This is a genomic window from Legionella lytica (genome assembly GCF_044626755.1).
GTDB classification, from domain to species: Bacteria; Pseudomonadota; Gammaproteobacteria; order Legionellales; family Legionellaceae; genus Legionella; species Legionella lytica_A.
In genome coordinates, this window is record NZ_JBGORX010000001.1 from 1494222 (window position 1) to 1513383 (window position 19162).

Consider the following 19162-nt stretch of genomic DNA (forward strand, 5'->3'; position numbering starts at 1 on the left):
TGGGAGATGTACACCCATGATCACTGAGATCCAATCCACCCTTAGCCAGTTAAGGCAAGTACAGCCATTGGTTCTATGTTTGACAAATTATGTCACCATGGACTTTATGGCCAATGCGCTTTTAGCCTTAGGTGCAGCACCATTAATGTCTGAGTCACGCGAAGAAATTGAAGAGCTCGTTAGCCTAAGCCATGCGCTTTATATCAACATTGGTACGTTGAACGATGCGTTTATCGCACGCGCGCTTTTTGCGGCTAAAATTGCCAACTATTTGAATAAACCCATCATTCTCGACCCAGTAGGTGCCGGAGCGAGCAAGCTCCGGACTGCTGCTGCAATGGAAATACTCCCATTAGCGCAAGTAATTCGGGGAAATGCGAGTGAGATTATTTCATTAGCAGGTGAAAATGGGACCACCAAAGGTGTTGAATCGTCGGATCCGGTGCATAAAGCCATGAGTAGTGCACGCGCCATCGCGCAAAAGCATCATAAAATAGTCGTTATTAGTGGCCCTGAAGATTTCATTACTGAGGGTAACCAAGAACAAATACTTCGCTTTGGCTCTGAGTTGATGCCCCGAATAACCGGCATGGGATGCACCATGACCGCGGTTCTTAGTGCTTTTGTTGCCTCGAATCCTAATATGTATCAAGCAGTAATCCACGCTTCTGCATACTTTAGTTTATGTGGTCAGCAAACACATCAGCAAATACAAGCCCCCGGCTCATTTAGACAATTATTTATTGATAACTTATATCAGCCCGATTGGGATTTTTTTAATCAAGTGGTTAAAGGATGCTAACATGCAGTACAAAGCATTATCTATAGCTGGATTCGATGGTTCTGGTGGCGCAGGCATTCAAGCAGATTTAAAAACCTTTTCAGCCTTGGGCTGCTATGGAATGACCGTACTCACGGCATTACCAGTGCAGAATACTTGTGGGGTGAGAAGCTGCTATGAAATACCCTTACAGGCCATTGAAGAACAGCTTTATGCCATTTTTGATGACATTAAACCCGATGCGATTAAAATTGGTATGTTATTTAATAGCGATATTATCAGATTAGTTGCTGGATTTCTTAAGCAGCATGCTCAGGGTATTCCTATCGTTGTCGATCCGGTTACTATTGCAAAAAGTGGTGATCCGCTTTTATTACCTGAGGCGGTTAATACACTTATTTCAGAGCTTATGCCCTTGGCTACACTGATAACGCCCAATCTCCCTGAAGCGCATACGTTTACGGGTATTGATGCGCAATCTGCAGAAGAAATGTTTCTCGTAGGGGAAAAGTTGTTAGCATTGGGACCTCAGCATGTTTTACTTAAAGGCGGCCATTTAACTTCATCCACGTCGAATGATTTATTAATGAGTAACACGGGTGAATATCATTGGTTTGAAAGCGCACGAATTAATTCTAAAAATACTCATGGCACTGGTTGTACTCTTTCAGCGGCTATTACTTCTTGCTTGGCACAAAATATTCCTATGCAAAAGGCCTGTGCAATCGCTAAAAATTACCTTTTTGAGGCAATTAAAGCGGCTAAAGATGACCGTATTGGGCAAGGACATGGGCCGGTGCATCACTTCCATCACTTGTGGCCAGTTTCACTTGATGAATTTTAATTTTTCTATACTACCTCCCTAGTTCGACCCATATTACACCGCGGTCATTTAAATTGCGTCATTGCAAGCCTTGGCGAAGCAACCCAGCACGCTGCTACGTTAAAACTCAATACCAGGTTGCTTCATGTTGTTCGCAATGACGAGATTTTTTATTTAACTTTAATAAACTCAATACCCCGTGGGGTTATATTCACTAAGTAATTGATATGTAATTCAGAGAAAGGATTGATGCTCCCGTATTAGACTGCGCTAATACGGGCTACAGAATGATTTAAACCGCTAATTCAGCAGTATGAGAGGATGGGTATAACTTTTCTTTTACCGCGGCTCTAGCAGTCGCTCTCTTCTCTAAGAGCTCAGCAAATCCCATAGCGCAAACTATAACCAGGATGCTACCTACTGGGGAATAGCAGAAAATACTATCTGAAAAGGAGCCAAAGCATACCGCAATCAGTGGACCAAGCATCATAAGCCGCATTGTTTTACTTTGCTTAAATGCCAAAATAATTAAAGAGCCTATAAACGTCAGGTAGAACATTAGCCCAACAACACCACCTTCAACTAAGGCAAGCCAATACTGGCTGTGCGGCTCATTAAGCTTTTCTTCCCAACCTGGAACGGGTTTATCACGATGGAAACTATATTTAAAATATCCACTACCGATGCCGAAAACAGGGTGTTCTTCAAACAAAGAGCGGGCATATTTATGAAACTGCATTCGATAACCTAAAGAAGTATTTTCTTCATGCTTTTTCAAAAACTTAATATCACTAATAAGAATACCTGTACGTAACTGCATTAATGGGCTTGCTAAATAAACCAGTCCAATTGATGCAACAAGTAAGGTCACCCCTAAAGCCGCTTTCTTTAATGAGAACTTTTGTACAATTAAGAAAAGCATCAGAAAAGCATAAATGAAATAACCTGTTCTTCCCGTATTTAGGAAAAATATTTGGTAACTTCCCACAGCAATCATCAACCAACAGTATATGCGCTGCCACTTATGGACTTGAGGCTCTAAAGAGATGATCGCTGCAAAATAAACCGCCAGAGCAACCATAAATCCGGTAACGATATGATTGTGGAACACCTCACCCGTATCGACTGGATTATTGAGAGCAATCATGCCTTTCTGCTTTAAGAAAGAAAGAACACAAGTAATTAACATGGAGGCAAAATAAGCATTAAAAGCCCAACGTCTGGTTTTAGGATGAATAAATCCCACCGCCAGTATGGGTAGATAAAGTGCCTTAGAATACTTATCTACTACCGTAAACCTTAAATGATACGGCGCCTCAGACCATAAACAACCAAGAAGCACGTAAGCAAACAAGGCAATACCAGCCCAGCCCCATAAACTATTGTAAGCGCTCACTACTTGCTTTCTATAGAATGGTGTTAAAAGCAGTGCAGCTAGCGCTATCCCCGCCATAATGGATTTTAAACTGGAACTAATAGGCACAAAAAAGACAAATAAAACAATAAAAAAAGGTGCTATTAATACGCTTTTTTCTTCCGAACAGAGTTGTTTCACACTAAGTCCTCATTAGCTGTGGTCAGGTTGGGTAATTGCTCGATGTTGCTATCCTGGTATAGCTGCTTGATCCCTCGATAAAAAGTACCTTGAGCATTGAACACCGAAAACAAAAAACCAATTCTACCATCCAAAAAACCCCGTTGTAATACGTAGCACCTAAAAAACATCCATGAAGTACTCGCCAGGGTTTTGGTGAAACTTGCTTTTCTTTGTTTTACTATGTAGGTTTTTGCACTATAAGAAGAATATTTATTCATTTTGTAAAGTACGTGACTCACATCTTTGAATGAATGATGCATAATGCAATTTTTAAGTTTTGCAATTCGCGCCCCTTCAGGAAGAACAATTTTTTCGTGGACAATGTCCGTACTAAAATGTGCTCCTTGACGCTTATATAAGCGTGCATGACGTTTAGGACTGGAAGAGTATTTTAAGGGTTGGTTATAGAAATACATTTGAATTGCGACACGGTATGCATCAGCTTCATCCAAGACCATTGCCTGCATTATTTCCTGCTTCAACTTCTCACTTACTGCCTCATCGGCATCAAGATTTAAGACCCAATCCCCAGTGGCCTTAGCTAAAGCCCTCTGCTTTTGGGCCCCGTAACCAGGCCAGTCTGTTGAATAAACATGTTCTGTATATTCTTTCGCAATGGCAACGGTGTTGTCCGTGCTTCCCGAATCCAGAACTATTATTTCATCAGCAAACTGTACTGATTCCAGGCATCTCCTAATATTTCGTTCTTCATCTTTAGCAATTACAGTTACAGTCAATGCCATTTAAACAACGCCCTCTCTATGATCATGGCTATCGAAATGTAATTTGCCATCTTTAACTTTTAATGTCACATGGCCACCATGTATTAACTTACCAAACAAAAGCTCATCGGCGAGTGGTTTCTTCACATTTTCCTGAATCAACCGAGCCATAGGTCTTGCCCCCATTACCTTGTCATATCCATGCTCAATCAGCCATTCACGTGCTGCTTTGTCTACATCAAAAGTAACACCTTTATGACTTAATTGCTCATCTAATTCCATAATAAACTTGTCAACAACCAAGCCTATAGTCACAGCATCTAGTGGAGCGAAATTAATAATAGCATCCAGTCTGTTTCTAAACTCAGGACTAAATTGTTTCTTAATTACTTCCAACCCATCGTTGCTATTGTCCTGAGTGGAGAATCCGATTGAATTACGAACCAACTCACTGGCACCGGCATTAGATGTCATTACTAGAATAACGTGTCTAAAATCGGCTTGACGGCCATTGGTATCAGTTAAGGTTCCATGGTCCATGATTTGCAGCAACAAATTAAAGACATCTGGATGTGCTTTCTCTATTTCATCAAGCAGTAAGACTGAATGAGGATTCTTAGTTACTGCTTCAGTCAGCAAGCCACCTTGGTCGTAACCAACATATCCTGGAGGAGCTCCGATTAAACGTGAAACAGTATGTTTCTCCATATATTCAGACATATCAAAACGTAGCAACTCAATACCTAGAACATTCGCTAATTGGCGTGTAACCTCAGTTTTACCTACACCAGTTGGACCCGCAAATAAGAAGCATCCTACTGGTTTTTGAGGCTCTCTAAGGCCTGAACGTCCAAGCTTAATTGCAGAAGATAGAGCAACAATTGCCTGATCTTGCCCATAAACCAAGAGTTTTAAATCACGCTCTAAATTACGCAAGGTATCTTTATCACGCGCAGACACTTTCTTAATTGGGATCCGTGCAATTTTCGCAACCACACTCTCAATTTCAGTGACGCTAATAATTTTCTTACGTTTACTTGCAGTAAGTAAGTTTTGATAAGCCCCTGCCTCATCAACTACGTCAATCGCTTTATCTGGCAAGAAACGGTCGTTAATGTATTTAGCCGATAATTCCGCAGCTGCCTTAAGCGCAGGAATAGTGAATTTGACCCCATGATGCTCTTCTAGGCGGCCTTTTAAGCCTTTTAAAATTTCAAAAGTCTCATCAATTGAAGGCTCAGGAATATCAATCTTTTGGAAACGACGCGCTAAAGCACGGTCTTTTTCAAAAATACCACGGTATTCTTGATAGGTTGTTGAACCAATGCATTTTAATTCGCCATTTGCCAATAAAGGCTTGATTAGGTTAGACGCATCCATCACGCCACCTGAAGCAGCCCCTGCTCCAATAATTGTGTGAATTTCGTCGATGAATAAAACGGCACCCTCTTGTTGGCCTAATTGTTTGAGCACCGCTTTCAAGCGTTTCTCAAAGTCCCCGCGGTACTTGGTACCTGCGAGTAAAGCACCCAAATCAAGTGAGTACACAATGCAATCACGGATGGCATCAGGTATTTCCCCGTCAACAATGCGACGCGCCAGACCTTCAGCAATAGCCGTTTTACCGACACCGGCCTCGCCAACCAACAATGGGTTGTTTTTCCTACGACGGCAAAGTACTTGAATGGTACGTTGAACTTCTTCATGACGCCCAATGAGGGGGTCAATCTTACCTTGTTTTGCACGTTTGTTAAGGTTCGTGCAATAGCTCTCTAGAGGAGACTCATTACCTTCTGCAGCGCCCATATCTTCATCCATTGATGAATTCATATTCTCGTGCATATCATTGTTTTGATACTTAGATACACCATGAGAAATGTAGTTAATCACATCAAGACGTGTAATATTTTCACGACGCAAGAAATATACAGCTTGACTTTCTTGTTCACTAAAAATAGCAGCGAGGACGTTTGCGCCCGTTACCTCGGTTTTACCTGCTGACTGTACATGGAATACTGCACGTTGCAATACGCGCTGGAACCCTAATGTAGGTTGAGTTTCACGATCTAATTCATCGTCGGGAATTCTGGGAGTGGTTTCGTCAATAAATTCAACTAAGTCACGTCGTAACGCATCTATGTTAGCATCACAAGCCTGTAACACATTTCCAGCAGCAGGATTATCAAGCAATGACAACAATAAGTGCTCAACGGTCATAAATTCATGACGCTTTTCTTTTGCTTCCTTGAATGCAAGGTTCAAGGTGAATTCAAGTTCTTTGTTTAACATTGTCGTTGCTCCTCTTCAGCCCACAACAAATTATTCCGGTTCCATGCTAGATAGCAATGGGTGCTGATTCATTCTGGCATATTCATTTACCAGAGCGACTTTAGTTTCTGCGATGTCTCGTGTGAATACACCACACACGCCCTTTCCTTGGATGTGAACCTGTAACATCACCTGAACAGCCCTTTCCTCGTTTAGATGAAAAAAATGTTTCAGTACATCAACAACAAAATCCATCGGCGTATAATCATCGTTGAGCAACACTACTTTGTACTTTCTTGGCAGTTTATTTTCTGTGCGTACCTCTGGCTCAGCAACCTTATGCCTTACAATTTCCTCGATATTTTGCCCGCTCATAACATACAACCTCTTACTATTTTTATAGACTCCCCACAGGCATTTGGCCAGTAAAAACAGCTAATTTTAATGAAAAAATTGGCCTTTGGGATAATCAAAAACATATTGGTTAGATAGCTTCCATGAAAATGGACAACCTTTGCCCTCTTCGTTTGCATCTAATATAGGTTAAACCTCAACCCATAATCGTCGGGCCAGAAAGTTGATAAAAGACTACCTTGATGCCATTCGGTGGCTTATTAAAGCCTTCGAGCTCCCCGGTCACACCGCGGGAGTTCGAAAGCGGTAGTATTTCATTAACTGAATACGTAAATGAGCGCTTTTTTCCTCAGACTCAGATACAACTGCAATTACATATGCTGGATAATCGCATCCGCAAATCCAGAACTACTTACTAGGGTAGCCCCTTCCATTGTGCGTTGGAAATCATAAGTCACAGTTTTTGCTTCAATCGCACCTTCAGTACCCTTGATAATTAAATCAGCTGCTTCATTCCATCCCATATGACGTAACATCATTTCAGCAGAAAGAATAATTGAACCTGGATTCACTTTATCTTGGCCAGCATACTTTGGTGCAGTTCCATGAGTGGCTTCGAATACCGCGATTTGGTCACTTAAATTAGCACCTGGAGCGATACCAATACCGCCAACCTGAGCTGCTAAGGCATCAGAAATGTAATCGCCATTCAAATTTAAGGTTGCAATAACGCTGTACTCTTCAGGTCTTAAAAGAATTTGTTGTAAGAATGCATCCGCAATTACATCATTGATAATAATTTGGCTTCCGGTCTTAGGATTGGTAAATTCCATCCATGGGCCACCTTGATATTCTTTAGCACCAAACACATCACGAGCAATTTGGTAAGCCCAATCTTTAAAGGCACCCTCAGTAAACTTCATAATGTTACCTTTATGAACAAAAGTAACTACTTTACGATCATTATCAATCGCATATTGAATTGCTGCTTTAATTAAGCGCGCAGTTCCTTCTTGAGAAACGGGCTTAACACCAATACCGCAATGATCGGTGAATCGAATTTTTTTAACCCCCATTTCGTTGGTTAGGAATTCAATTACTTTTTTCGCTTCTGGCGAATTTGCTTGCCACTCAATACCCGCATAAATATCTTCTGAGTTTTCGCGGAAAATAACCATGTCGGTTTTCCACGGCTCTTTTACAGGACTTGGCACCCCAGTAAAATAACGAATAGGACGCAAGCAAGTGAACAGGTCTAATTGTTGACGAATTGCGACATTTAATGAACGAATTCCACCACCCACTGGAGTAGTTAAAGGACCTTTAATAGAGACAACATATTTTTTTAATGCTTCTAAAGTTTCTTCGGGTAACCATTGATCGGCACCATAAACTTTAGTTGCTTTCTCGCCAGCATAAACTTCCATCCAGGAAATTTTTCTTTCAGAGCCGTAAGCTTTTTCTACCGCTGCGTCAACAACTTCAATCATAGGAGGTGTTACGTCTACACCAATACCATCACCTTCAATAAAAGGAATAATTGGATTATTGGGCACATTAAGCGAATGATCCGCGTTCACCGTAATCACTTCACCTTGTGCAGGCACTTTGATTTTATCGTACGTCATTGACAACTCCGTAAATTTTTAGAGGTAATAATGATAGCACGCGAGAACTTGGAATCCCAAGTCCATTTGCGTGAAATAAGCGAGGATAGTACGAAAAATGCAATCAATTTTCGCAAAAGACAGGTAGTAGTGTTTGAAGTTTACGCGTGCTGCAACATTTTAATCTGTTCGATTAATTGGTCATAGCCTGCCTCTACATTTATGTAGTCATTTTTGGCCAAATAAATAGACAAGGAGCCGTCGTCTGTGGCGGTAGATTTTTGTAATATTCCATTATAACCCTTGCTTTTTAAGCGTAAAAAGTCACTAATCTTGGTTACTAAGTAAAAGTTTCGATAATAATTGCGTGGCAACATATGAATTGCCTGTGCATCATGTTGTAGGGAATTGCCAGGCAGGTAATCTTTAAGCGAGTACGATGCATTATTATGTACGGCAACAACCTTACCTTTAGGTAATATTTGTTTTATTTTATCGGCTAATTTTTTTACTTCTCGATGTGCTTCTGGACTGTATTGGCTAAGACCAGTTAAAGTTTTCTTAATGCCATTATCAGTATAAATTCGATTGGGATCAAATTCATAACGCGTATTACGCAGATTAAATACAATGTTGCGACCACCAGAATGCACTAAGGTAATAAGGCTTCCCCCTTCTTTCTTAACTACCGCTTGCGCTGCTTTCAGTGCCGTCTGTTCATTGTGATGCACATGAATAAAGGTTTTCCCTCTACCCTCAGTATGCTTAATCTCAACCTTTTCATCACCAACCATCACAATGTGATTCATCGCATAGGTAAATTGAGAGAAAAATAATGAAACAAGTAAAAAATATCGCATAGATTCAGTTCACGTTAATATAAAAACCGGTCGCCATTGTATAATAATTGCCCTAAAAACACAAATCATGCCGAGATTGGCTTCACAAAGCGGGACAATCCCTCTACCATTGAGGCTTTTTGAATTTAGGCCAGTCGATTTTATGCCAGAACTTATTTTATTCAACAAACCTTATGGGGTTGTCTGCCAATTTACCGGTGAGGAACATGATCATACTTTGGCGGAGTTCATTGATATACCTAATGTTTATGCCGCAGGCCGATTGGATAAAAACAGTGAGGGTTTATTGTTATTAACTAATGACGGGACCTTACAACACCGATTAACACACCCTAAGTTTAATAAGAAGAAATATTATTGGGTGCAGATTGAAGGCATACCGACTGACGAGCAGCTGCACCCGTTAAGAAAAGGCTTGGTACTTAAAGATACTCGCTTTTTACCTGCGGAGGTAAGAGTGATTGAAGAGCCCTTTCTTTGGCCGCGTAATCCCCCTATCCGTGTTAGAAAAAACATTCCGACCTGTTGGCTGGAAATTGTTTTATGTGAAGGAAAAAATCATCAGGTACGACGCATGACTGCTGCTGTCGGGTTTCCTACCTTGAGGTTGGTACGCCATCGAATTTGGGATTGGAAGCTTGATGGATTGAATCCGGGTGAATTTACCATCGTTCAGGTGTAGCCTGATTGTAGTTGTCTTTTCCTCATATATCGCTTACGTTTCGCGGCTCTCCTCGGAACGTAGGAGTATGGATTGGGGGTCAGCTACCAACCAGGCTTTTTTAACGATAAGAAAAACGCGGCAAGAGCGTATCTTCGCCGAGTAAACGAATCCATGGCCATAAAAACATACCGACAAAGGCACTTGCTACAGGCATGAATAGGCTGTATTTGAAACCAAGCAGCGCGGTAATTAAGGTGATGATTGCTTGATATAACAGGCAGAAAAAGCCAATTAAAAAGATTTGTTGCATCATGGAGAAAAACTGAAAGCGTCTGGACTTACTAGAAGCTATCCAGGTTACTAATAATAAAGCAAAGGAATGTTCACCGATAACCGTCGCCAGCAACACATCAAGCATCAAACCTACAAACAATAGAGTAGCCTGATTAAAATTTCCGGGGAGAAAATATTCAATATATAACACAAATAGTAAAACCCACGGCGGTCTAAAATCAGTAACTAATTCCGGCATAGGGAGGATTGATAAAATCAATGTAATCATAAATCCGACGGCTAAGCGTAATCGAAGATTCATTACATGGTCTCCTTAGCATTTAGACGCTCGTTAATTTGCACGGTTAATTGCTTCTGCTGCTTATCAGGCCAGATTAATAAAACCAAGCGATTGCGGTTAAGCAGGGCTACAGGTCTTACTTTCACCTTCACAAAATCCTCGCCAGGAAGACTATTAACTTCCTCTACTCGCCCAACAGGATAACCTTCAGGATATCGTCTATCCAACCCTGAAGTAACTAATACATCACCAGGATGAATGGATGAGGTTTTCGGCAAGTTAATTAAAAAGAGAGTTTCAATATCATTAGTACCAATCAGAATAGCTCGCTCTCCGGTACGATTATTTCGCACAGGTACAGCACTTTTAGAGTCCGAAATCAATAATACGGTACTGGTTAAAGGACCCACGTCAATGATCTGCCCCATCACCCCTTTCGCGTCTAATATTGGCTGTCCAACATACACACCATCGCGCTCGCCTTTGTTTAATACAACGATTTGTCGTGAATTGCTGGTATCTACAGCCAAAATCTGCCCCGCCATAGCACGCATGTCGGCTTGTGAGGAAGTCAGTAATAATTCTTTAAGTTGAAAATTTTCTTTTTGGGTCGCTAATAATTTTTGTAACTCAGATTCTAACATGGCTTGTTGGTAACGTAGTCGCATGTTTTCATCAATTAACGCCTTTTTGGCGCTAACTAACGACTGAATCCAGCCAAATACCCGCACAGGATAATCCACGGCATATTGCAATGGAGCTACAATTAAAGAAAAACCGCTACGAACACTATTTAAATAACGATAGTGGTAGTCGGAGAACATGAGGAAAACAGAAATAAGCAAAGCAAGCACGAATCCTATCGGATTGTGCCCGCCTCGGCTAAATAATCTGTTTCGATTATTATTCTGTTGAGAGGAAATCACCGCCACGTAAGTCCATGGTTTCTAAAGCCTTACCACCACCACGAGCAACGCAAGTTAGCGGATCTTCTGCGATTAATACGGGCAGACCAGTTTCTTCCATCAGCAAGAGATCAATATTTTTCAATAATGCTCCGCCGCCGGTTAAAATCATACCACGCTCCGCAATATCAGCAGCTAATTCAGGTGGAGCCAATTCTAAAGCAGCTCTTACAGCACCTACGATTCCTGATAAAGGCTCTTGTAGCGCTTCTAAGATTTCTGCACTGGTTAAAACAAAACTACGGGGCACACCTTCTGCAAGATTTCTTCCACGTACTTCAATTTCAAACAGATCACGACTGGGGAATGCAGAACCAATTTCATGCTTAATACGTTCAGCAGTTGTTTCACCAATAAGTGTACCGTAATTACGACGCACGTAAGATACGATTGCATCGTCAAACTTATCCCCACCAATACGTACTGATTGATGGTAAACGATACCACTTAAAGAAATAATTGCGACTTCAGTAGTACCACCACCAATGTCAACAACCATCGAACCACTAGCATCTTCTACTGGCATTCCTGAACCTAAGGCAGCAGCCATTGGTTCTTCAATCAAGAATACTTCGCGAGCACCTGCACCCATAGCTGATTCACGAATTGCTCGACGCTCAACTTGGGTCGAACCACAAGGAACACAAACCAGCACGCGTGGACTGGGGCGCAAAAATTTATTTTCGTGAACTTTATGAATGAAATGCTGTAGCATTTTTTCAGTAACGAAAAAGTCAGCAATAACCCCATCCTTCATGGGTCTAATCGCATTGATGTTACCTGGAGTTCTTCCAAGCATACGTTTTGCTTCTAGACCTACTGCTGCAACGCGTTTTTGACCTGACTCATTTCGCAATGCAACAACGGAGGGTTCGTTAAGGACAATTCCTTTATCCCGTACATATATCAATGTGTTAGCGGTTCCCAAGTCAATCGATAAATCATTGGAGAACACGCCCCTTAATTTCCTGAACATAAGCAGCACTATCCCATTCTTTTTTTGTGCGCTACTTTATACTAATTTTGCGTAAAGATCGACTGTTCTGGCGTAACAATTGCAAATAAAAAAGTAAATTTTTTGTTCAACCAATTTTTCATCTTTCGCTTTTGCTGCCGCATCAAACACTTAAACCAAATAATGTTTAATTTTTAACCACATGATTAATATTGGCTATATTTTATCGGGATCAAGAAATTTTACTCATTAGAGTGTAGGTTGGGCTGTTAAGCCCAACAAACCTAAATTTGAAAATTCTCATGCTGGGCTTAACAGCCCAGCCTACAAAGGTAGGCAGAAACAATACGGAACAATTAACTAATAACAAATATTTCGTTTAATTTTTCTTTATTGGCGCTCACAAAACGCTGACCGATGCCTTTCACTTCTGAGAGCTCTTCAATTGATTTAAAACCTTTATGACTGGTACGATAAGCAATAATAGCCTCAGCGCGTTTCTTGCCTATCCCTTTGAAAGAACCAATCAACGAAGATACATCCGCTTTATTGAGATCAATCTTTTGGGAAAGAACAACTGTTTGTTTTTCGAGATTAGTGCTTTGCGTTTTAGTAGCATGCGCTGAGAGGTTTACTGCCAATAATGAAAATGCAGCAGCAAGGATTTGTGCTTTCATAAATTTCTCCTAATTGTTGGACTAAAAGACCCGTTCCAGGGTCGGTTGCAGTATCCCAATAATTAGATAGACTGTCTAGGCTTTTTTGGAGCCTTTTAATTGATTAATCAATTAAGTAGTGTAGAGCAAAGTAGGCAATTCCCTAGTTTCAAATTACCAACCCACTCTGAGGATTGCGCTCAAATATTAACTAAAGATTGAATTACCGCCTCGTGACCATCTCCCCTAACGGAGCTATTCAGTTACATCTTAATTTTTGAGCTTCAGCAGAAAAAATACCAAGAGATAAGCCAAAATAATTCGTAACTACAAACAGACCAGATCCATACTCCTTGCTTTTAAATTTTAGAAGGCACTATAAATCCCACGAATAGGATAAGCACAAAACAAGACAGCCCTTTGGGATGCCTGACATTACCAAAGTGGTGTGTGCCCAACATTAAGAGTATACTCGTCACCAATAATTAATGATTGGAGTGAAACGATGTTTGAGTTTGAAATAATGACCGCAGGCTACACTGCAGTAGTCGCGGCCACTACAATTATCGTTTTCAAACGATGCACTCAAAAAAATTGGATAAACTTCAAAACCGAGTAACGGAATTAGAAAGCGAATCACTGCACTTAAAAGAAGATATAAATAAATTACAGGCAACTATTAAGAGCATCGAATAAACGTCTGAGTGTCAACAAAGAACGCCCCAATAATTGAAATATTTACTTCCGAGACATTAATCAAGAATTCAGAGCAGCATCTAAATTTAAAAACGAGAGTTATCCACCCTCCTTCCCGCGTCATTGACGCTCCGTTATTAGTTCTCGTCGAAAATCCTAAATTAGGTATAATAGTCTAGAATTCAAGAATCATTCTTATTGGGAAATTCATTATGATTAATCATAAACACATAGTTATATTGATTGTTATTTTAATCTCTACCGCTCTATTTCTTTTTAACTAAAGAAGCTATCTGCACTGATTTTCGTTGAGCGAAGAAATTAAATATGCTTGAAAAAATTGTTTCTGGAGGCCAAACCGGAGTTGATCGAGCAGCTTTAGATGTGGCATATAATTCTCATTTGGTTTTTGGTGGCTGGTGTCCTAAGGGCAGGATAGATGAACTTGGGATAATTCCTAATAAATATGGCCAATTAGTCGAACATCAAATCGATATTAGTACTGACAAAGAAAATTATGATGCCCGAACAAAACTGAATATTCGTGATTCTGATGGCACTTTAATTATTCTCCCCACCCTGCCATTACCAGAAAAAATTAAAGATGGAACCCTGTTAACTATTAAGTCTGTCGCGTCTCAAAAAAAGCCTTACCTTATTATTAACCTCTCATTTTCAATTGAAGAGAATAAGATTCATATACTTAACATTGCTGGCCCACGAGAATCAAGCTGTGAGGGTATCTATGAAGCAAGCTATGCTTTTCTAAGTAAACTACTACCAGAGCTTGGTATAAACATTTAGCTAATGGATACCGCGGTCACGCCGCGGCAACTCCTATAATACGGGCTATAGTTCTTATGCAATCGACTTATACAAAACATAAGCCACACAAGCAGTTAACTTTTCCACCATATCCAAATGTAAAAACTCATTTGGGCCATGGGCATTAGAATGGGGGCCTAATACTCCGGTAATCATAAACTGAGCATCAGGGAACTTTTCACCCAGCATTCCCATGAAAGGAATAGTCCCCCCCTCTCCCATGTACGCCGCAGGTTTACCGTAGTAAGTTTGCGAGGCATCATCTGCTGCTGCTTCCAACCAAGGAGAAAGTTTAGGTGCATTCCAGCCTTGAGAACCATCATCTATGGAAAAATGAATCTTCGCATTGTAAGGAGGCATTTGCGTTAATGTTTCATGAATTGTTGCGGCTGCAATCTTGGGATTAACTAACGGGGGTAGACGCATTGATAATTTTAATGAGGTCAATGGACGCATCACATTCCCTGCATTCGCAATGGCTGGAAAACCATCTGCTCCAGTGACGGTTAATGCCGGACGCCAGGTGCGATTTAAAATCAGTTCCTGGCGATTGGGAACAACTGGTTCAACACCTGCATGCCAAGGGAATTCATCATAAACATGATTGCCTAAAGCTTCTGCGCAGTGATGTGCTTGCTTGACGCGCTCCTCAGGAATATCACAATGCAGTTGTGGCAACTTAATCACCCCCGTTGACTCATCCTCAAGACGATTAATTAATTGGCGCGCAACTCGAAAACTATCGGCCACAATTCCACTGGCACTGCCAGAGTGAACCCCTTCATTGATTAATTCAACAGACAACTCGCCTACGACATTGCCACGTAGCGAGGTAGTCATCCATAACTGCTCGTAGTTCCCCGCTCCGGAATCAAGGCAAATCACTAATTTGGGCTGGCCAATACGTTCTTTCAATAATTCGATGTAATAAGGCAAATCATAACTGCCACTTTCTTCACAAGCTTCGATAATCAATACGCAACGTGGGAATGGAAGGCCCTGCTCTTCTAAGGCACGGATGGCGGTTAAGGATGCATATGCGGAATAACCATCATCAGCGGCTCCGCGACCATACAAACGCCCCTCTTTAATTACTGGCTTCCACGGATGTAAATCATCATGCCATCCTGACATTTCGGGTTGCTTATCTAGATGACCGTACATTAATACGGTTTCATTAACTTGCCCGGGAATTTCCATAAAAAGCAGTGGGGTACGCCCTTCCAAACGCATCACTTCTAATTGCATACCTTGGGGAGCATGGGCTTTACACCAATCAGCAATATGGTCTACTGCCTGATCCATCAACCCATGCTCTTTCCATTTCACATCAAAATGAGGTGACTTGTTGGGGATTTTTATGTAATCACATAAACTGGGAATAATCTCTTCCTGCCATTGCTGACGAATAAAATCATACAGCGCTTGGGGATTGAACATGTATTTGCTCCTCAATAATAACCACAATCTGTTCCGTAGCTGATTTGATTTTTAATGCTTTAATTTTATTAAAAATCTCATCCTTGTTTTTTTCGAGCCCGCACAGAGCGTTTACTAAAGCCTCTGCATTCAAGGAGCGGTCATCAATGACAGAACTAATACCCAATCCTTGAAAATACTTGGCATTTTGAATTTGGTCCCCACGACTCACCTGTGCCGATAATGGGATTAAAATATGAGGCTTGCCTAAGGCTAACAATTCATACAGAGAGTTTGCACCTGCACGAGAAACTACTACGGATGCAGCAGCAAATAAATCCGCTAACTCCTCATTGGCGTATTCAAATTGTTTGTAACCCGCAACATCCATCAAGGCAGCATCCATTTTCCTTTTACCGCAAAGATGGATGACTTGATAGTTCTGAGTTAACTGGGGCAAAGCGTCGCGAATACTGCGATTGATGGAACCTGCACCTAAACTGCCACCAATCGCTAACAGACAAGGCTTTTCCTCATTAAAACCACACAATGCCAATCCTGCCGCCGCATTTCCGGAAAATAATTGCTCACGAATTGGTGTTCCCGTTACTTCTATTTTTTCCTGGCTTTTAAAATGCTTTTTACCAGCATCAAAAGTAAGACAAATTTTATTTACAAAAGGAAAACATAAGCGATTTGCAAGTCCAGGACTCATATCCGATTCATGAGCAACTACGGGAATACGGTTTAACCAAGCCCCTACGACGACGGGAAAAGCAACAAAGCCCCCTTTTGAAAACACCACGTCAGGTTTTAGCTTAGCGAGTAAAGAAAAGGCTTGAAAAATACCTAAGACGATTTTAAATGGGTCCAATAAATTCTTAAAACTCAAATAGCGTCGTAATTTACCGCTTTTCACTGAATAAAATGGAATACCGAGTGGCTTGATCATTTCATTTTCAATTCCCTCAGCAGAACCCACATAAGCAATATCCCATCCCTTATGACGAAACTCTTGAATCAACGCAATATTAGGCGCTACATGGCCTGCAGTTCCGCCCCCAGTAAAAACGATACTTGGCATCATAATATTTCCCTAATCAATAAGCTTAAATCAATTGCTTGGATGGATTTCGTAATTGCTCCAACAGAAATAAAATCTACTCCTGAAGCTGCTATTTTGGCAATGTTTTCAAGAGTAATTCCGCCGGAGGCCTCTAGAGTACAATGATTCGATTGATTAATACGTACAGCTTCAGCCAGCAGTTCCAAACTAAAATTATCGAGCAATATACGGTCCGGTTTTGCAGCCAATGCCTCACGTAACTCATCTAAAGTTTCAACCTCGGTTTCTACTAGAATATTATTTTGTGTCTCTCTTGCCAAGGCAATTGCTTTAGCTATGGAGCCACATGCCTTGATATGATTCTCCTTAATCAAAAAGGCATCATAAAGTCCCATACGGTGATTAACGCCGCCACCGCAAGTCACTGCATATTTTTGCGCTACCCGTAAACCCGGTAAGGTCTTGCGCGTATCTAATAAACGTGTCTTAGTACCTTTTAGTTGCTCCACATAACGGTATGTGTGCGTCGCAGTGGCGGACAGTGTTTGTAAAAAATTCAGGGCTGTACGCTCCGCGGTTAACATGCTGCGTGCCGGTCCCGAAATACGACATAAAGTAGTCGGCTCCGCTAACCAACTGCCTTCAGTAACCTGCCAATCCAGCTTAATGCTCTTATCTATCTGGCTAAATACCTCATTTACCCAAGGCTGGCCGCAAATTAACATGGGCTCTCGTGAAATAATTTCAGCCTCAGCCATTAAATGCTCAGGTAATAAGGCTGCTGTAACATCCCCAGTACCAACATCTTCTTGCAAGGCCTCAGTGACATCAATATGTACCTGTGATAAGTGTTTATTCATTTACAGTACCTTTTTTTCCTGCATTACAAAACGCGCTTTTAATAATGGAGGAGCTATAAAAGTGGTGATCATAACCATTAAAACAATCGCTGAAAACAAATCGTCAGAAATTACCCCTAAAGTTCGTCCAATCGAAGCAAAAACTAACCCCACCTCACCTCGTGGCAACATGCCAATACCGATAAGTAAGCGGTCATCTTTGGCATTAGCCCCAAAGCCACTCACCAATTTTCCAATAACGGCAGCAACAATTAAGCCTAAAGCAAGCATCATTACATTCCAATGGAAAAAGCTTTCTAATTTGACCTGAATACCGATCAAGATAAAAAATACAGGCGCCAATATGGTTTCCAGTGGTGATAATAAATGATAAATGGTGCGATGAACCTCTTCTTTAGGATTCGTTTCCAGTGATTTAAAATAATCATCATGCAAAATAACGCCAGCCGTAAACGCACCAATAATGGTAGCCAGCTGAATAAATGAAGCAAACCAAGAAAGCAGCATGATAAATAAAAATGAAACAAATAACTTAGCTTCCCAAGCTTCAAGGAAACGGAAAAAATGAATTGAGCGACGTAGAATAAACGGTCCTAAAAGTAAGGCGCTGATAAAAAAGATGATGGACGCCATCACAATACGTAACACCACCATAAAATCAACCGCCCCGCTAATTACTACGGAGCTCACTACGGCTAAAATGATTAAACCCAAAACGTCATCCAGCATCGCCGCACCAAGAATGGTTCTAGCCTCACGAGTACGTAATTTTTTCATCTCGGCCAGAACACGTGCAGTAATCCCAATGCTGGTAGCACTTAAAGTAGCACCAATAAATAAATCGGCTTGGAGCGAAGCTTCCGGCATTAATAAATAGGCAACGGCAAATCCCAGAATCATTGGCACAATCACCCCGATAAGTGCCACCAGTATCGAGTCACGCCCCGTATGCTTTAATTCTTGAATGGAGCTTTCCAAACCCACCATGAATAAAAGAAAAATGACGCCATAGCGTGAAAAAATATCCACGACATAGGCAATTTTAAGGTAATCCGCACCGCGAGGACTAGCTAAGGCAGTAATGACTTGTTGAGCATGTTCCGGGTCAGAAATGATCTGGTTGACTGCAGTATTTAAAGGGACACCTTTTAAGAGTTCGTGGACAATGTCAAAAGTAGCCGCCCCTTCGCGTAATAAAATAATTAATTGAAAGCCATAAAAATAAAACAGATTACCAATCAACACCCCCATGAGCAGCTCACCAAGTACACTAGGCTGATTTAAACGTTTAGCGATATAACGTCCCAGAATGGCAAAGAAAAATATCGTGGTGACACCCAGTAATACAAAGGTTATGGGGTCGGCTTCTTCGGCTACTGGAGATGCACATGCCACCATGGGACTTAATCCGGCTAAAAGTAGCCACCAATTACGATATTGCATTAAACTAAACCTCTCTGATAAATAGGC

The 19162-nt window shown here is 41.1% G+C and carries 18 protein-coding genes; 4 read left to right on the top strand and 14 right to left on the bottom strand.

All coding sequences use genetic code 11. The annotated features are described in order from the left end of the window. The first annotated feature begins 16 nt into the window (after positions 1 to 16). Both thiM and thiD read left to right on the top strand, forming a co-directional pair. Positions 17 to 802: a hydroxyethylthiazole kinase gene (thiM, locus tag ACD661_RS06295; protein WP_400186979.1), complete on the top strand. Its 786-nt coding sequence runs from the start codon at positions 17 to 19 to the stop codon at positions 800 to 802. A 1-nt stretch (position 803) separates the two neighbouring features. Then, positions 804 to 1625: a bifunctional hydroxymethylpyrimidine kinase/phosphomethylpyrimidine kinase gene (thiD, locus tag ACD661_RS06300; RefSeq protein WP_400186980.1), complete on the top strand. Its 822-nt coding sequence runs from the start codon at positions 804 to 806 to the stop codon at positions 1623 to 1625. 271 nt (positions 1626 to 1896) lie between these two features. Here thiD and ACD661_RS06305 read toward each other — a convergent pair whose 3' ends face one another. From ACD661_RS06305 to ACD661_RS06330, 6 genes are all read right to left on the bottom strand, one after another. Further along, complete coding sequence (locus tag ACD661_RS06305; RefSeq protein ID WP_400186981.1) at positions 1897 to 3159, bottom strand: O-antigen ligase family protein; 1263 nt, start codon at positions 3157 to 3159, stop codon at positions 1897 to 1899. Beyond that, entirely contained in the window at positions 3156 to 3944 is a 789-nt protein-coding gene (locus tag ACD661_RS06310) for a glycosyltransferase family 2 protein (protein ID WP_400186982.1), read from the bottom strand. Before ACD661_RS06310 ends, ACD661_RS06305 begins: the two co-directional genes overlap by 4 nt. Further along, on the bottom strand, positions 3945 to 6212 hold the full coding sequence (gene clpA, locus ACD661_RS06315) for an ATP-dependent Clp protease ATP-binding subunit ClpA (RefSeq protein WP_400186983.1): 2268 nt from the start codon (positions 6210 to 6212) through the stop codon (positions 3945 to 3947). 30 nt (positions 6213 to 6242) lie between these two features. Next, positions 6243 to 6566 (bottom strand): ATP-dependent Clp protease adapter ClpS, encoded by a 324-nt coding sequence (gene clpS / locus ACD661_RS06320; RefSeq protein WP_400186984.1) that lies wholly within the window; start codon positions 6564 to 6566, stop codon positions 6243 to 6245. A gap of 350 nt (positions 6567 to 6916) precedes the next feature. Beyond that, positions 6917 to 8173: an NADP-dependent isocitrate dehydrogenase gene (gene icd, locus ACD661_RS06325; protein WP_400186985.1), complete on the bottom strand. Its 1257-nt coding sequence runs from the start codon at positions 8171 to 8173 to the stop codon at positions 6917 to 6919. Positions 8174 to 8313: 140 nt separating this feature from the next. After that, positions 8314 to 9012 (bottom strand): protein tyrosine phosphatase, encoded by a 699-nt coding sequence (locus tag ACD661_RS06330; protein WP_400186986.1) that lies wholly within the window; start codon positions 9010 to 9012, stop codon positions 8314 to 8316. Positions 9013 to 9154: 142 nt separating this feature from the next. Between ACD661_RS06330 and ACD661_RS06335 the strand changes: the two genes are divergently transcribed. Further along, entirely contained in the window at positions 9155 to 9694 is a 540-nt protein-coding gene (locus tag ACD661_RS06335; RefSeq protein ID WP_400186987.1) for a pseudouridine synthase, read from the top strand. 100 nt (positions 9695 to 9794) lie between these two features. Here ACD661_RS06335 and mreD read toward each other — a convergent pair whose 3' ends face one another. The 4 genes from mreD to ACD661_RS06355 form a co-directional block, all read right to left on the bottom strand. Further along, positions 9795 to 10271, bottom strand: coding sequence for a rod shape-determining protein MreD (mreD, locus tag ACD661_RS06340; protein WP_400186988.1), 477 nt, complete (start codon positions 10269 to 10271; stop codon positions 9795 to 9797). Then, complete coding sequence (mreC, locus tag ACD661_RS06345; protein ID WP_400187235.1) at positions 10271 to 11176, bottom strand: rod shape-determining protein MreC; 906 nt, start codon at positions 11174 to 11176, stop codon at positions 10271 to 10273. Before mreC ends, mreD begins: the two co-directional genes overlap by 1 nt. Beyond that, the gene (locus ACD661_RS06350; protein WP_058535650.1) at positions 11154 to 12191 is read right to left on the bottom strand and encodes a rod shape-determining protein; all 1038 of its coding nucleotides are present in this window, start codon (positions 12189 to 12191) and stop codon (positions 11154 to 11156) included. Before ACD661_RS06350 ends, mreC begins: the two co-directional genes overlap by 23 nt. Before the next feature lie 335 nt (positions 12192 to 12526). Continuing rightward, a complete protein-coding gene (locus tag ACD661_RS06355; protein ID WP_400186989.1) occupies positions 12527 to 12847 on the bottom strand; it encodes a ComEA family DNA-binding protein in 321 nt (106 codons plus the stop codon). A gap of 1002 nt (positions 12848 to 13849) precedes the next feature. Here ACD661_RS06355 and ACD661_RS06360 point away from each other — a divergent pair. Beyond that, positions 13850 to 14326 carry a putative molybdenum carrier protein gene (locus tag ACD661_RS06360; protein ID WP_400186990.1) on the top strand — a complete coding sequence of 159 codons (477 nt, stop codon included), beginning with the start codon at positions 13850 to 13852 and terminating at the stop codon, positions 14324 to 14326. A 54-nt stretch (positions 14327 to 14380) separates the two neighbouring features. On the opposite strand, the gene ACD661_RS06365 is transcribed toward ACD661_RS06360, so the two are convergent. From ACD661_RS06365 to ACD661_RS06380, 4 genes are read right to left on the bottom strand one after another with little or no spacing between them, the layout of a single operon-like run. After that, positions 14381 to 15787, bottom strand: coding sequence for a M20 family metallopeptidase (locus ACD661_RS06365; protein ID WP_400186991.1), 1407 nt, complete (start codon positions 15785 to 15787; stop codon positions 14381 to 14383). Beyond that, positions 15762 to 16853 carry an undecaprenyldiphospho-muramoylpentapeptide beta-N-acetylglucosaminyltransferase gene (locus ACD661_RS06370; RefSeq protein ID WP_400186992.1) on the bottom strand — a complete coding sequence of 364 codons (1092 nt, stop codon included), beginning with the start codon at positions 16851 to 16853 and terminating at the stop codon, positions 15762 to 15764. The genes ACD661_RS06365 and ACD661_RS06370 overlap by 26 nt, the downstream gene beginning before the upstream one ends. Further along, a complete protein-coding gene (gene nadC, locus ACD661_RS06375; protein ID WP_400186993.1) occupies positions 16850 to 17692 on the bottom strand; it encodes a carboxylating nicotinate-nucleotide diphosphorylase in 843 nt (280 codons plus the stop codon). Before nadC ends, ACD661_RS06370 begins: the two co-directional genes overlap by 4 nt. Further along, the gene (locus tag ACD661_RS06380; protein WP_400186994.1) at positions 17693 to 19135 is read right to left on the bottom strand and encodes a cation:proton antiporter; all 1443 of its coding nucleotides are present in this window, start codon (positions 19133 to 19135) and stop codon (positions 17693 to 17695) included. Between the last annotated feature and the right edge of the window lie 27 nt (positions 19136 to 19162).